We start from the raw sequence: 13,597 nt of genomic DNA on the forward strand, positions 1-13,597 counted from the left end.
ATCGATTCCCTCTCTTGATCCCCTCTCCCCACCTCTCCCGGGGGGAGAGGGGCTGATTGGGCCGATGCGAGCAGTCGTGTCCATTTATTTTGTTGCCAGCCTGTGGGCGCATCCATACTGGAAACAACAAAACTGGAACACTACCAATTTTTAAACTGAGCCTCTGCCCATCGGTTGCCCTGATTTAGGGGCTTAAGAGATTGAAAAATAAGGTAAAACAGGGTATCAAAGTCCGGGCGACGGCGGCTTTGGCGGTGCACGCGGTGCGCGATCAGGGGCGATCCCTCGACGCTGCCCTGGCAGCGCTCGAGGGCCTGGACGACCCCCGCGATCACTCCCTGGTCCGGGAGCTCTGCTACGGGGTCCTGCGCACCCTGCCGCGTCAGGAGGCCCTGGCCGGTGCCTTGCTGCACCGGCCGCTCAAGCGCGCGAATCGGGACCTGGAGGCTCTGATCCTGGTGGGTCTGTACCAGCTTACGGACACCCGCATTCCTCCCCACGCCGCGGTGGCGGCAACCGTGGATGCGGCCCGGACTATGGGCAAGGCCTGGGCACCGGCGTTGGTCAATGCCCTACTCCGCCGTTTTCAGCGCGAACGTGCGCGCTTGCTCGAACCGCCCGATCCTGCCCCCGAGGTCCGCTGGTTATTCCCACGCTGGCTCCTGGAACAGCTCCGGACGGCCTGGCCACAGCACTGGCGCGAGATCATCACCGCCAGCAATGCCCGACCACCCATGACTCTGCGTGTGAATCGCCTCAAGACCACCCGCATCCAGTATGCGCGACAGCTCAGCAGCGCCGGCTTGACGGCCCGCCCGAGCCGGGACACCACCCATGGACTCACGCTGGAGCGGCCGGTGCCTACTGCCGAGCTACCCGGTTTTGTGGATGGTCTGGTCTCGGTCCAGGACGCCGGCGCCCAGCTCGCCGCAGGGCTGCTGGACGCCCGGCCGGGGGAGCGCGTACTCGACGCCTGTGCCGCCCCAGGCGGCAAGAGTGCCCATATCCTGGAGCACGCAGGGGGGGATCTGGAGCTCACGGCCTTGGATATCGATCCGGCGCGCCTCGAGCAAGTACGAGCGAACCTGCGTCGGCTCTCCCTCTCGGCCCGGATCGTCCAGGGCGATGCCAGGGCCCCCGGCGGCGCCTGGACCCAAGCGGGCGCCCAAACAGGCGCCCAAGCAGGCTACCACCGTATCCTGCTGGATGCACCCTGCTCCGCTACCGGGGTCATCCGCCGCCATCCGGACATCAAATGGCTGCGCCGGGACACTGATCTCTCCGCGCTCTGCGGCGTGCAGGCACGCATGCTGGACGCCCTGTGGCCCCTGCTGGTTCCCGGCGGCACCCTGCTTTATGCTACCTGCTCGCTCTTGCCGGCGGAGAACGAAGGGCAAATCCGGGCCTTTCTCAGACGCCGGGACGATGCGCGCGCGCGTCCGCTGGAGGAGGCCTGGGGAATCGCACGCCCCTGTGGGCGTCAAACCCTGCCCCAGGCGGGAGGACCCGATGGCTTCTACTACGCGCTGCTGGAGAAATCCGGCTGATGTGGCGCATGCGACACCCCTTCGCATCCTGGGTGCTGCTCGTCCTCTGGACGCTGACCACGGCCCCCCGAGCCGTGGCAGAGTTCACTGTCGCCGCGGTGCAGACCAGGGACGAGGGAGAAATGCTGGTCATGGACGCCGACATCGGCTACGGCTTCAGTGCGGAGGCCCTGGAGGCCCTGGACAATGGCGTTCCCTTGACCCTCGAGGTCCATATCCGGTTGCGGGGTGCCGATGATTGGGTGTGGGACCGGAACCTGGTCGATCGACGGCTGCGTTACCGCATCCGCTACAAGCCTCTGTCCGAGCGCTACTTGGTATCCCCGCTTCCGGGTGACAGCGGTATGGGTTCCAACTATGTGACCCGGGACGCGGCCATCGCCGCCCTGGGGAGGATCGATGGCTTCCGGCTGGTATCCAGGGAACGGCTCCGCAAGCTAGGCGGGGCATTCAAGCTCTGGGTCAAGGTCTCCCTGGACATTGAGGAGCTCCCCCTCCCCTTGCGGCCCATCGCTTACCTTTTTTCTGCTTGGAAGCTTTCCAGTGGTTGGACGCAATGGCCCTTACAACCCTGAGACGCCTGCGTTATCCGGGCATGATCCCGATCGCGGCTCTGATGATCGTTCTGTTCGTCGCCCTGGACCTCATGAGTGGCGCGGTCCGGAACTCCGAGGAGCTGAACCGCACCTTCGTCCCCCTCCTCTTCCTGGTACTCCTGGGGCTCTTGGTCCTGGCGGTGATGGTAGTCATCAATGTCATCAAGCTCGTGCGCCGCTACCGCCAGCAGGCCGCCGGCTCGCGCCTGACCGGTCGCATTCTGATCCGCTTCGTGCTGCTCTCCCTGCTGCCGGTGGGCGTGGTCTACTATTATTCGCTCGGCTTCCTGCTGCATGGGATCGACAGCTGGTTCGACGTGGAGATAGACCGCGCCATGCAAGATGCGATCGCACTCAACCAGGCCTCCCTCGACCTCAATCAGCGGATACTGCTCAAATACTCCCAGCAGCTGCTCACAGGCCTCGCTGACAACTCCACGCCGGCGTCGGCGCTGAGCCTGGAGACCCTCCGACGCCAAGCCAGTGCACTGAAGGCCCCGCTCCTGGGTCCCGGCGGGCAGGTCCAGGGCTATGCCAACGAGGACCCTGCGCAATCCGAGCAGCTGCTCGCAGGCCTCGAGGACAACGCTACGCCGGCGGCGGCGCTGAGTCTGGAGACGCTCCGCCGCCAAGCCGGTGCGCTGGAGGCCCTGCTTCTCGATCCCGACGGGCAGGTTCAGGGCTATGCCAACGAGGACCCTACGCAATTGGTCCCGGATCAGCCCCATCGGGAGCTCCTGCAGCGGGTGCGCTCCGGCACCAACTATGTGGGGCTGGAGACCCGTGCGGGCGGTGATCTGGTGGTACGGGTTCTGGTAGCGGATCCCCTCGACCACTCGCCCAAGCTGCAGATCATCTTTCCCACCTCCGAGCATATCAGCGGACTCTCGCAACGCCTGGAAGACGCCTACAATCGCTATGCCGAGCTCGCTTATCTGCGTCAGTCCCTAAAGCTCAGCTTCTCGGTCACCCTGTCGCTGGTGTTGGGCTTCGGCCTGATGGCGGCCCTGATCGCCGCCTTCCATACGGCCCGGCGCCTGGTGACGCCGGTGGCGGACATCGCTCGCGGTACCCGGGCCGTGGCCGCGGGCGACTATGAGCAACAGCTCCCGGTGCCGCGTCACGACGATGAGCTCGCTCTCTTGGTGACCTCATTCAACACCATGACCCAGCGCATCGCTGAGGCTCGGGACACCGCGGACCGCAGCCAGCGGGCAGTCGAGGCCCAACGGGCCTATCTGGAGACGGTGCTCGGCAGGCTATCCTCCGGGGTCGTCTCCATCGACCCCGCCCAGCGGCTGCGTACCGCCAACCCCGCTGCATCCCACATCCTGGGCCTGTCCCTCGACGAGATGCGGGAACAGGATCTGGCCGGGCTCACCCGCCAGCACCCACAGGTCGCGCGCTGGGTGGAGACGGTACAGGAGCACCTGGATGACCCCGAGGAGTGGCGGACCGAAATCACGCTTTTCGGCGGTGAGGGCCGCCAGGTGCTCCTCTGTCGGGGCAGCCCCTTGTTGCGCCCGGGCAGTGATGAGTATGGGCATGTGGTAGTCTTCGACGATATCACGACCCTGATCACGGCCCAGCGCGACGCCGCCTGGGGCGAGGTGGCCCGCCGCCTGGCCCACGAGATCAAGAATCCGCTGACCCCCATCCAACTTTCCGCCGAGCGCCTGCGCCACAAGCTGTTACCCAAGCTCCGGGACCGGGACGCAGGCATCGTCGACCGGGCCACCCATACCATCATTACCCAGGTAGAGGCCATGAAGGGGATGGTCAACGACTTCTCTAGCTATGCCCGCACGCCCAAGATGGAGACCGAGCCGCTGGGTCTGGACGCCCTGGTCGCGGAGGTCATGGACCTTTACTGCGATCCCGGCTCCGGCAGACACCTGGAGCTGAGACTACAGGCACCGGGCGCCCGGATCATGGGCGATCCACGGCGCCTACGCCAGGTCATTCACAACCTGGTGAAGAATGCCCAGGAGGCCGTGGAGGACAGTGCCGAACCTCGCATCCTGGTCGCCACATCCCAGGTCGAGCACGCCGAACAGCGCTGCGTCGAATTATGGGTCCAGGACAACGGGGGAGGCATCGATGAGACGCTGCTGGGCACCATCTTCGATCCCTATGTCACCACCAAGGCGAAAGGGACCGGCCTGGGACTGGCCATCGTCAAGAAGATTATCGAAGAACATGGCGGTATCATCTGGGTGGAGAACGCGGACGCCGGGGCCCGCCTCACGGCACGGCTTCCCCGCTGGCAGGCCGAGGCCGGCCGTTCCGGCTCGCCAAGCACCGCGGATACCATTGATACTTGATCGACAAGGACTTAGGAAGGCATGAGCTCACCACATATCCTGGTAGTAGACGACGAGCCGGATATCCGAACCCTGGTTCAGGAGATCCTGGAAGACGAAGACTATGCCGTTACCTGCGCCGAAAACGGCGCGGCGGCACGCCATGCCCTGCGCGACCGCCGGCCCGATCTCATGCTGCTCGACATCTGGATGCCGGACCACGACGGCATCAGCCTCCTCAAGGAGTGGGCGCAAGACGATGGTCTGCCCTGTCCGGTGGTTATGATGTCCGGTCATGGAACGGTGGAGACCGCAGTCGAGGCCACCCGCCTCGGCGCCTACGACTTCCTTGAAAAGCCCCTTTCCATGGCCAAGCTCCTGCTGACGGTGGAACGTGCCCTGGAGGCGGACAAGCTGCGGAAGGAGTACGCAGGCCTGAAGCGACGCACCACCGTCACCCACGAGCCGGTGGGCCACAGCACTGCCATGCAACGACTGCGTGAGCAAGTCAGGCGCATCGCCCAACACGACACCTGGGTGCTGATCACCGGCGAGGCGGGCAGCGGACGCGAGACCTTCGCCCGCTATCTCCATGCCCAGAGTACGCGCAAGAACCGCCCCTTCGTGGCGCTGGGGGTCTCCGCCATTGCCCGCAACAACGCCGCGCGGGAGCTGTTCGGGACCGAGGAGAACGGACACATCCACTACGGCAGCCTGGAACAGGCCGCCGGCGGCACCCTGCTGCTCGAAGAGGTAGCGGACATGGACCGCCAGGTCCAGGGCCAGCTTTTGGGCGCCCTGGATACCGGCTCCTTCCTCCGGGTCGGGGGCTCCGAGCCGGTGCAAATCGACGTGCGCATCGTCGCCGCCACCCAGCACGAGTTGGAGAAAGAGGTGCGCGGTGGGCGTTTCCGCGAGGACCTCTTCTACCATCTGAACGTGGTGCCCCTGCACATCTTGCCGCTGCGTGAGCACACGGAAGACGTCCCCGAGCTGCTGAGCTACTACGTGGACTATTTCGCTACCCATGAGAAGCTACCCTACCGCCGGTTCAGCGTCGGGGCCCAGAATTTCATGCGTAACTACAATTGGCCGGGAAACGTCCGCGAGCTCAAGAACCTGGTACAGCGGGTATTGATCCTGGGGGCCGGGGACGAAATCACCCAGGACGAAGTCGAAACCGCGCTCGGATCGACCCAGCCCGTTCCCCCCGAGCCGGCGGGCGATAAGGTCCCCTTCGAGCAGCCGTTGCGGCAGGCACGCGAGCAGTTCGAGAAGCGCTATCTGGAATACCAGCTGGCAAAGCACGACGGTAACGTCAGCAAGCTGGCTAAGGAGGCCGGCATGGAACGCACGCACCTGTACCGGAAGCTGCGTTCGTTGGGGATCACGACCAGAGAGCGGCGGTAAGTCAGCAAGGTAGGTTGGGCTGTCAAGTAGGGTCCTCTGCGGGTATTAGACAGCCTCTAAGACCTTGTCGGCCGGAAGGCATTCATCCATCGGCCTCAGGCGGTAAGACGCGCGTACAGGAGCGGCAGCCGCAAGGGCAGCTCCGAAGGCCGGCGAATAACGACATAACCCCCGCTCCCGAACAGATGGGGCAGGTAGTCGTTGCCGCGCTCGTCGATGGTTACACAGAATGGGGTGAGGCCGAGACGGCGCGCCTCCCGGACCGCATGGCGCGTGTCCTCGACTCCGTAGCGGCCCTCGTACTGGTCGAGATCGTTGGGCTTGCCGTCGGAAAGCAGCAGCAGCAGGCGGCGCCCCGCCGGCTGGTTTGTGAGCAGCTTGGTGCCGTACCGGAGCGCCGCCCCCATGCGCGTGTAGTAGCCGGGCTTCACGGCACCGATGCGCCCCCGCACCGCCGCCCCGTAGGTCTCGTCGAATCCCTTGAGTTTGTGTACCCGCACCGGATCGCGCCGGCGCGAGGAAAAGCCGAGCATACCGAAACGGTCGCCGGTCGCCGCCAGGCTCTCGGCAAACAGGAACAAGCTGTCGCGGATGACGTCGATGACCCGGGCCCGGTCGTCGATCCAGGTGTCCGTCGACAGCGAGAGGTCGGCCAGCAGCAGGCAGGCGAGATCGCGCGCGCCGCTGCGCAGCTCACGATAGAGCGCATCCGCAGCGGTGCCGCCGCCGGCGCGGCGGTCGGCGGCGAAGCGAAGATAGGCGTCCAGATCCACCTCCTGCCCATCCGGTTGGCCGCGGTGCCAGACCCGCGCCGGTGCCAGGGCCTGGAACTGGTTGCGCAGGCGCTTGGCGGTCCGGATAAGCCGAGCGGGAAGTGGGCAGGGCGCGGCATCAAAGGCCAACATCTCGACGATGCGGCAATGGTTCGCTTGCAAGCGGCGGTGCTTCCAATCCCACTCCGGTAGCAAGATGCCCTCGTCGAGCACCAGATCATCCTCCGCCTCGGCAGGCAGGTCCAGATCGAACCTGAGCCGAGCCCCGGAGACCTTGCGGTCCTGCGCGACGGCGATCCGGTCCATGTCGGCAGCGGCGGCACGCGCTCGGTCCAAATCGTCCTCCTCGTCCGTGCCGCGGTCGACCTTCACGTACTCGCCCCAAGTAAGGATATTCTCCATCCGGATGGTAACCAGACCCTGGTCCCTATCCGGCATCCGGGCGCGCTCGGCACGCCGCCGCCGGCGCTCGCCGAGGTCCTCGGCCCGCCGCTTCCCTGGGGACGGTTGCTGCTCCAGGTCGCTGCGTTTCTCGCTGCCGCCCGGAGACGGTGGGTCAGGGTGCAGCCACAGAGGCACGGGCAAGGGGGGGCGCTTGCCTGGGGGCAGCTCGGCAACGCTGCCCGGATCGGTCAGGGCCACGTGGATTGATCGCTCGCGCTCGGCCTCGACGGCCGGGAGGCGCAAAGGGTCGGGGCGCAGGGCCAGGTGGGCATCGACCAAGCGACGATAGCGGGGCCTCAGCCCTGGGAACCGGGCAAGCGTCCGGCGAGTCATCCATTGGCCGGCGACGAGCCACTCCTGCCCTTCCGGGGCCTGGTTGACCGCCAGCGCGGCCAGCCACAAATAGAGATCCCGGTTGAGCCGGGGTTGCGCAAAGTAGTCGATGACGGAAGGCAACCGTAGAGACCGCTCGTCCCGCCAGGCGAGCTCGACCTTCTCGCCGGCGCCCGCCAAGCGTTCCAGGAATCGCCGCCGGGCACCGTGGGCGATCGCATCCGCGGCACAGACTTCGAGCCCGCCATCGCCCCCGAGGGCACGAAAGAGGATGCCGACCGTTTGCGCCACGTCACCGAGCCGCACCGCAGCCTCGGGATGGCGGCGGTCGGCGATGTGGGTGATGACCCGATGCCAAAGGGTTCCGACGTGCTCTTCCATAAGGTTAGGATGCTAAACTGATTCCTCGGCAGAAGCGGATGTGGTGTATTCCCGCGCAATAGAACGCGGCGTTCATATGCCAGCTGGAAGCGGTGTTGGAAGTGTACCAGCGAGCGTTTGATCCGGCCTATCCCATGGTATGTACGGACGAGACCTGACAAGTAACGATGCATTTCGCGGTTCCGAACCAGCGGTGTTTTGAACCACCCGGACCGGGACGACCGGGCTTCGGCAGCGGGATACGCGGACTATGCAGGTACGTCTGGGTCTCCCTTCTCTTGCTCGGGACGGTTGGAGCTTTTGGAGCCGATTTCTCATTCGACGCTGCGGATCTTCGAAACGGAGAGGAGATCAACGAAGTCTGCGCCGGCTGCCATGGGGAGGCGGGCCAGGGCGGAAAGGAGGGAGAGTACCCGCGGCTGGCGGGTCTCCCGGCCTCCTTCATCGCCAGGCAGCTGGTACTGTTCCGGGACAGGTCACGCAAAAACCTGGCGATGGTCGAGTATGTGGATCACCGACAGATGCCCGACCCGGATATCCTAGACATTTCCGCGTATCTTGCCGCGATCGAGCTGCCCCACAAGCTGCCGCCGGTCGACGAGTCAGCACCCGATTTCAACGCCTACCAGCGGCTACTGGCCACCCAGCGGGTGGTGCAGATCCCTCGAGCCGAGGGGGATGTGCAAGCGGGGAAGAAGCGCTACCGGCGCGAGTGCGGTTCCTGCCACGGTCGTGATGGGTGGGGCGATGAGGATGACGGCGTCCCCATGCTCGCCGGGCAATACACCCAATACCTTTGGCGCCAGGTCGACAAGTATGTCGCGAAGCTGCGTATCCACGACGAGTCGGAGCCCGAGGACGAGCTGCTGGGCGAATTCACCCGCGAGGAGCTACGCGACATATTCGCCTATCTGTCCACAGTAGACGACTGATGTTTTGTCATGGCAGATCGCTCCTTCTGAATATCAGGTAGCCGCCGACGGCGCAGAGAGTCCCCAGCAGCGTCGGGTAGAGCAGCGCATAGGCGATGTAACCGACTTCGCCGAAGGCGTCCAGGATCACGTAAGCCGATGGACCCAGCATAACGAGCTGCCGGTCGAGCAGCAGCATCGCCGCGGTTCGAAAGACTTGTAGGGGATTGGCGAGTGCAATGGCCACCGCGCTCTCCGGTGGGAGATAGTCGCGGATCATGATGCCGAGCAGGATGAGGTCGAGGAAGAGGAGCAGGGTGAGCCAGATCACGAAGGCCGAGGCCTGAGCAACGTCCGCTGAACGCGACAAGGTCGAGAGCAGCATCCCGATCCCAAGAAAGCACCAAGCCAACGCCATCAACAGACCTGTGTAGTAGATAAAAAGCACCCAAGGGACATCCGCGCCCTTGAGCACACCCCAGACGACGGCGCCGAGCATGGCCAGGAAGACGGGTAGGAAGACGATCAGAAATCGCCCGGCGAGTTTTCCCCAGAACCAAGGTGCAAGCCCGATGGGCAGCGAGAGCAGGTACTCGTAGACCGCCGCCTCCCGGTCTCCGGCGACAGAGCGCACGGTGGTAAGCAGAACGAACAGGGGCAAGATGGCCATGGCGAGCTGGATGTAAGTCACCATCAGGCGAGACAGCCCGGTAAAACCCATGATGCGCGATTCGGTCAGCCCGAACACGAACAGCAGGGCCACCAGAGAGCCGAAGATCAGGCTGTAGGCCAGGAACCACTTGGCCCGCAACGATTCGAGGATGTCCGTATGGACGGTAAGAAGAAAGCTTCTCATTTACGCCTGTGAAGGTCGGCGCCGGTATCGAGGCTGCCGCCGTGTCTGTTGAAGCGACGCTCCACAGCGAAGATGTGGGCCTTGGCGGCCGCATAGTCGAGGGCAGCTTCCGCCGGCTCCGATTGGGCGCCCAGGCTATATTGCATCGGGGTTTCCTGGCCGCTCAGATAGCTGGCGGCGCGTGCGTCTATCCACTCACCGCTGCGCCAGTCGCTGACCCAAATTTCCACCTGAGGGTCATCACGCCAGGGTTTGTCATCCAACCAGATGACAGCACAACCGATATCATCGAAGAAGAACACCTCGGATTTCCCGTTCAAATCCTTTACCCGCACCTGAGCCCCATGGTGCCGATCGGATAGCACCATGCGGCAACGCTCGCAAGCAACCCGGTCCCACTTCACCGCGACAGGTCCGGTAGCCGGTTCGCCGCCACAACCCGCCAGCATGGCAAGGCAGGACAACGCAAGCGTTGCGGTGAGCGTCCGCGCCGGGGAGCCCCGAGCAGCGAATTGAGGATCACGCACAGCGCACCTCCGCCGGGACGGGTTGTGGGAGCTCATCCATGCCGATGCTTGCAAGCAAGGCCGCGTAACGCGAGAGCATGCCGAGAAAGCGCAACCGATCCGGGCCTGGTACCACGCCCTCCCAGGTGCGACCGCCATCCGAAGTGCGAAACCCCCAGGAGCGAATGGCCCGCCCGAAGGCGTCGTCCACCCGTGTCAATACCAGACGACAGCCCAGGCGGCTGGTCAGATCCGCTAGATCCGCCACCCGGTCGTCGAGCACGACAACGCCTTGGTCCAGCTCGATCACCCGGTTGACCAGTGCTGCGACCTCGTCGAGACGATGGCTGGATATCAGCATCGCAGCGGTGTCCCGGCGTTCGGCGAGGAGCTCGAAGAAGATGCGGCGCGCCTCCGGGTCGAGGTTGGCCGCAGGCTCGTCCAGAACCAGGAGTTCTGTGTCCCGCCCCAAGGCTATGCTGATCAAGAGCTTCTGCTTCTGCCCGCCGGAGAGCTTGACAAAGGGGTGGCGGCGGAATCGGCCCAGGTCGAGCCCCAGACGCTCAGCTACCATTTCAATGCGTTGCGGCTCGACGTCGCATACGCCCGCGGCAAACGAAACCAGCTGGCCGACCGGCATCCGCAGGGGCGGCGGGAGCTGGGGCACAAAGCCGACCTTGGAAAGGACCTCGCGCCGATGCATCCGCGGATCGAGCCCGTCCACGGATATCCCACCCTGACACTTGTATTCCCCGAGGAGGCACCGGATAAGCGTCGTCTTGCCGGCACCGTTGGAACCGACGAGCGCAACTCGGTGTCCGCGCGCGATCTCCAGGTCGATGCCTTTAAGGACTTCCTGTCGCTGAAATCGCTTGACGACCTTTTCGAGTCGGATCATTTCTACCAGTACATCATTTCGCTTGAAATTGCAGGTACAGAGCCGATGGGATAAATCGACTTGCCATCCTTGGCAACTTAATCCGGTATCTCCCACCCGGAACGCGATGCCATTAAGTTAAGCGTTACCGGTCGACAAACAAGAGGAGAAACGACGAATCACGCGAATCCTCACGAAATTGTCATCCCGAACCGAAGGGAGGGATCTTTTTCACGCCGATTCACGCGCTTCGTCGTTTTCTCTTTCGTATTCCGATCCACCACGACAAGCGGCCCACAACTAACTTAATGGCATCGACCCGGAACGACAGTGAAGTGGAAGTCCGCCATTCCGGCAGGGATTGCTGGAATCCAGTGCCATGGATGGTAAAAACAGTGGGGAGCTGAATGATTACAGTGCCAGGCGTGACCGGGGCCACCTTACAACGCCCAAACGACCTTTCCCGAAAGCTACCGAACTTCCCTGTATTGCACCGCATTGTCAACACTCAAAACTTCTGGCGGCTAACGTCAAGCATTAGCGGCGCGCGCCTTTGGTGCGTCCGCTGGATGCGCATGTTAGCTCCAGCAAGCTTTCAAGCGCCATTGCATCAACTTCCGCAACAAAACCAGTTTCTTCTTGTTCCGAATAAGTCAGCATTGTAGGGTGAACTCTTAGGCCGGTAAGCTTTACTAAATCCCTAAGCAGCGGATTCAATCTTAAATACGCATCCGAAGGATTGCAGTGCATTGGGTCGTAAACCACCAAAACGTCAAGATCAGAGGGATTTTCGGATGTAAGCCAGGAACCGAAAATGTAAACCTTCGTATTTTTAGGCAACTTTGTATGCATAAACTGGATTTCCGTCATCGTCTTTCTTATAATAATCTTTGTGATTGGTCCAGTATAATGCTCCGAAGAACTCTCCAATGTTGAAGATACCTATGTCATTATCCCTACCGTACTGCTTCGCGTCTCTTGTGTAACCGTTCCAGTTGGCGCAAGTAACAATATACTCTGCTTCCGGAAACTCGCTCCTGGCACGATGTATGGCTGCGATACCGAGGCAATATTCGTTAACTAGCAACATTTGTATCGTGTGCCCGTCAACGTGTTTAATATTGAACAGGATATCTTTATCTCGAAAATAGCCAGCGACTCTGTTATGATCGTGCAACGCTCTTTCTACGAACGTTATTGTACTATAAGAAACGCCCCAATCGTTAAACTTGGACATAATTGTCAATAACTCTCTCAAACTCAACAGGAAAGCGTAGCACTCCTTCGGTGCGTTTATAACAGTTTCTTTCGAATCCTTCCGCATGCTCAACAAAGTGATAACAAGCATCCAAATCGTTTACGTCTATCAGGTACTCGTTGTTGTTAATAATATTTATCACTTTTCTGTTGTTCGGTACGATCGTATCTAGTTTCCTCAAGTTCCATATTTCTACGTGGCTACTCAACGGATTGGAGGCGGCTTCCTGACTTTCAGGTCCAGAGTTTTTCCAGATGCGGTGATTCTGAATGAGTAAGCGCTTAATTTTTAGCCCCATTTCTTTCTTTGAATCGAATACCGGGCTCAGAAAAGATCTTGATATCCTGTTTTCATGTTCCCATTTCCATCGTTTCAATTCTTCTACGGAAAAAATTCCTTCCGGTGCCTTATCGATTTCTGTGTGATGCGTAGGGCAAAGTAATATCAAGTTTTCATAACTATCTTCACCGCCGCCCGGTTGTCCTCTAGGCCCATCAGGTTGTTGTGCGATTATATGAGCCATTTCACCGATCACTGTAGTCCCTCCCTCGTCAAGAAATCTTATGCATCCTTCGCCGCATCCCGGTTTGGAACATCTTCCGGCGGCCAGCCCCCACAGTTTCTTTTGATCCTTTGTTGGAATAGTCATCGATCTGGCTGCCTGAGCTAACGTCACACCCCAGCCGACGTGGAGGGAGCGGTAGCGACCGTAGCGGTCGGCTGCAGGTGCTTGTTAGCTGCTTTTGGTTTTAGACGAACCAATCTACTGCTTGCCTTAACTTGATGTGCTTTAAAATCCTCACAAATGGCATCTAAATCATAATTAAACTGCCTGGAATGTTCGTCACGGATTATGACGTACTTCTTCTACAATTAGATCTTTCATATTTCATCTTGCCTTTTCCCCGAACCCAGGAGCCTGTCGGACTTAGGATGAATCGGCTGCGAAAGCGGTAAATCAGCCCATATTTTCCGCAAATTCTCGTTAAATAGGCAAATCATTTAACAAGTGCATGAGGAAAATTCGGGTTTTCCGGATTAACCACTAGTTTTCCATGGCTTGGAGATATAATCAGATCCATATCCTCCATTGGCCTCTTTATCCAGTGACTCAAGCATCCATGCTGGAAAGTCGACATTAACACGCTTTTGTTTTTGCATTGGTCGCTCGGCTTCGGACAAATCCAGATCACCTAGAATGTCATTGTCACTCTCAAATTTGGCATCAAATTCATGCGCATTCATACAGATTTACCTCCGCTTTGCGTGAACGCCTAACCGAAATGACCCTGATATTTGTACCTCGATAAGTTATTACTCCTGGACCAATGTTTTCCATTGAGTACACCGATAACCAAATACCTAGGCTCATCACCAATGCCATTAAGTTAAGCGTTACCGG

General features: G+C 61.0%; 12 protein-coding genes. 5 read left to right on the forward strand and 7 right to left on the reverse strand.

Going from position 1 to position 13,597, the window contains the following annotated elements; translation table 11 throughout:
• The first annotated feature begins 200 nt into the window (after nucleotides 1–200).
• From rsmB to E1958_RS06835, 4 genes are read left to right on the forward strand one after another with little or no spacing between them, the layout of a single operon-like run.
• Nucleotides 201–1,547, forward strand: coding sequence for a 16S rRNA (cytosine(967)-C(5))-methyltransferase RsmB (gene rsmB, locus E1958_RS06820; RefSeq protein WP_133511220.1), 1,347 nt, complete (start codon nucleotides 201–203; stop codon nucleotides 1,545–1,547).
• On the forward strand, nucleotides 1,547–2,122 hold the full coding sequence (locus tag E1958_RS06825) for a DUF4390 domain-containing protein (protein WP_133511221.1): 576 nt from the start codon (nucleotides 1,547–1,549) through the stop codon (nucleotides 2,120–2,122). Before rsmB ends, E1958_RS06825 begins: the two co-directional genes overlap by 1 nt.
• Nucleotides 2,104–4,467, forward strand: coding sequence for a sensor histidine kinase (locus E1958_RS06830; protein ID WP_243448398.1), 2,364 nt, complete (start codon nucleotides 2,104–2,106; stop codon nucleotides 4,465–4,467). The genes E1958_RS06825 and E1958_RS06830 overlap by 19 nt, the downstream gene beginning before the upstream one ends.
• A gap of 21 nt (nucleotides 4,468–4,488) precedes the next feature.
• Nucleotides 4,489–5,856 carry a sigma-54-dependent transcriptional regulator gene (locus E1958_RS06835; protein ID WP_133511222.1) on the forward strand — a complete coding sequence of 456 codons (1,368 nt, stop codon included), beginning with the start codon at nucleotides 4,489–4,491 and terminating at the stop codon, nucleotides 5,854–5,856.
• A 95-nt stretch (nucleotides 5,857–5,951) separates the two neighbouring features.
• Here E1958_RS06835 and E1958_RS06840 read toward each other — a convergent pair whose 3' ends face one another.
• Nucleotides 5,952–7,787, reverse strand: coding sequence for a nitric oxide reductase activation protein NorD (locus E1958_RS06840; RefSeq protein ID WP_133511223.1), 1,836 nt, complete (start codon nucleotides 7,785–7,787; stop codon nucleotides 5,952–5,954).
• A gap of 167 nt (nucleotides 7,788–7,954) precedes the next feature.
• Between E1958_RS06840 and E1958_RS06845 the strand changes: the two genes are divergently transcribed.
• Nucleotides 7,955–8,719, forward strand: coding sequence for a c-type cytochrome (locus tag E1958_RS06845; RefSeq protein WP_133511224.1), 765 nt, complete (start codon nucleotides 7,955–7,957; stop codon nucleotides 8,717–8,719).
• A gap of 7 nt (nucleotides 8,720–8,726) precedes the next feature.
• Here the strand turns inward: E1958_RS06845 and E1958_RS06850 are convergent, their stop codons facing one another.
• The 6 genes from E1958_RS06850 to brnA all read right to left on the reverse strand — a co-directional run bounded on the left by E1958_RS06850 (nucleotide 8,727) and on the right by brnA (nucleotide 13,440).
• Nucleotides 8,727–9,554 carry an ABC transporter permease gene (locus tag E1958_RS06850; RefSeq protein ID WP_133511225.1) on the reverse strand — a complete coding sequence of 276 codons (828 nt, stop codon included), beginning with the start codon at nucleotides 9,552–9,554 and terminating at the stop codon, nucleotides 8,727–8,729.
• Complete coding sequence (locus E1958_RS06855; RefSeq protein ID WP_165741837.1) at nucleotides 9,551–10,081, reverse strand: nitrous oxide reductase accessory protein NosL; 531 nt, start codon at nucleotides 10,079–10,081, stop codon at nucleotides 9,551–9,553. Before E1958_RS06855 ends, E1958_RS06850 begins: the two co-directional genes overlap by 4 nt.
• Nucleotides 10,074–10,958 carry an ABC transporter ATP-binding protein gene (locus E1958_RS06860; protein ID WP_133511227.1) on the reverse strand — a complete coding sequence of 295 codons (885 nt, stop codon included), beginning with the start codon at nucleotides 10,956–10,958 and terminating at the stop codon, nucleotides 10,074–10,076. The genes E1958_RS06855 and E1958_RS06860 overlap by 8 nt, the downstream gene beginning before the upstream one ends.
• Nucleotides 10,959–11,474: 516 nt before the next feature.
• Nucleotides 11,475–11,807: a nucleotidyltransferase domain-containing protein gene (locus tag E1958_RS06865; RefSeq protein ID WP_166664610.1), complete on the reverse strand. Its 333-nt coding sequence runs from the start codon at nucleotides 11,805–11,807 to the stop codon at nucleotides 11,475–11,477.
• Between the two features lie 353 nt (nucleotides 11,808–12,160).
• On the reverse strand, nucleotides 12,161–12,844 hold the full coding sequence (locus E1958_RS06875; protein WP_133511230.1) for an HNH endonuclease signature motif containing protein: 684 nt from the start codon (nucleotides 12,842–12,844) through the stop codon (nucleotides 12,161–12,163).
• A 389-nt stretch (nucleotides 12,845–13,233) separates the two neighbouring features.
• Complete coding sequence (gene brnA, locus E1958_RS06885) at nucleotides 13,234–13,440, reverse strand: type II toxin-antitoxin system BrnA family antitoxin (RefSeq protein ID WP_133511231.1); 207 nt, start codon at nucleotides 13,438–13,440, stop codon at nucleotides 13,234–13,236.
• Between the last annotated feature and the right edge of the window lie 157 nt (nucleotides 13,441–13,597).

It is taken from the genome of Candidatus Thiosymbion oneisti (assembly GCF_004359955.1).
GTDB lineage: Bacteria > Pseudomonadota > Gammaproteobacteria > Chromatiales > Chromatiaceae > Thiosymbion > Thiosymbion oneisti.

Coding starts and splice junctions, on each gene's coding strand:
- E1958_RS06825 (WP_133511221.1), top strand. CDS start 1,547: ATGTGGCGCATGCGACACCCCTTCGCATCCTGGGTGCTGCTCGTCCTC.
- E1958_RS06830 (WP_243448398.1), top strand. CDS start 2,104: ATGGCCCTTACAACCCTGAGACGCCTGCGTTATCCGGGCATGATCCCG.
- E1958_RS06835 (WP_133511222.1), top strand. CDS start 4,489: ATGAGCTCACCACATATCCTGGTAGTAGACGACGAGCCGGATATCCGA.
- E1958_RS06840 (WP_133511223.1), bottom strand. CDS start 7,787: ATGGAAGAGCACGTCGGAACCCTTTGGCATCGGGTCATCACCCACATC.
- E1958_RS06845 (WP_133511224.1), top strand. CDS start 7,955: ATGCATTTCGCGGTTCCGAACCAGCGGTGTTTTGAACCACCCGGACCG.
- E1958_RS06850 (WP_133511225.1), bottom strand. CDS start 9,554: ATGAGAAGCTTTCTTCTTACCGTCCATACGGACATCCTCGAATCGTTG.
- E1958_RS06860 (WP_133511227.1), bottom strand. CDS start 10,958: ATGATCCGACTCGAAAAGGTCGTCAAGCGATTTCAGCGACAGGAAGTC.
- E1958_RS06865 (WP_166664610.1), bottom strand. CDS start 11,807: ATGACGGAAATCCAGTTTATGCATACAAAGTTGCCTAAAAATACGAAG.
- E1958_RS06875 (WP_133511230.1), bottom strand. CDS start 12,844: ATGACTATTCCAACAAAGGATCAAAAGAAACTGTGGGGGCTGGCCGCC.
- brnA (WP_133511231.1), bottom strand. CDS start 13,440: ATGAATGCGCATGAATTTGATGCCAAATTTGAGAGTGACAATGACATT.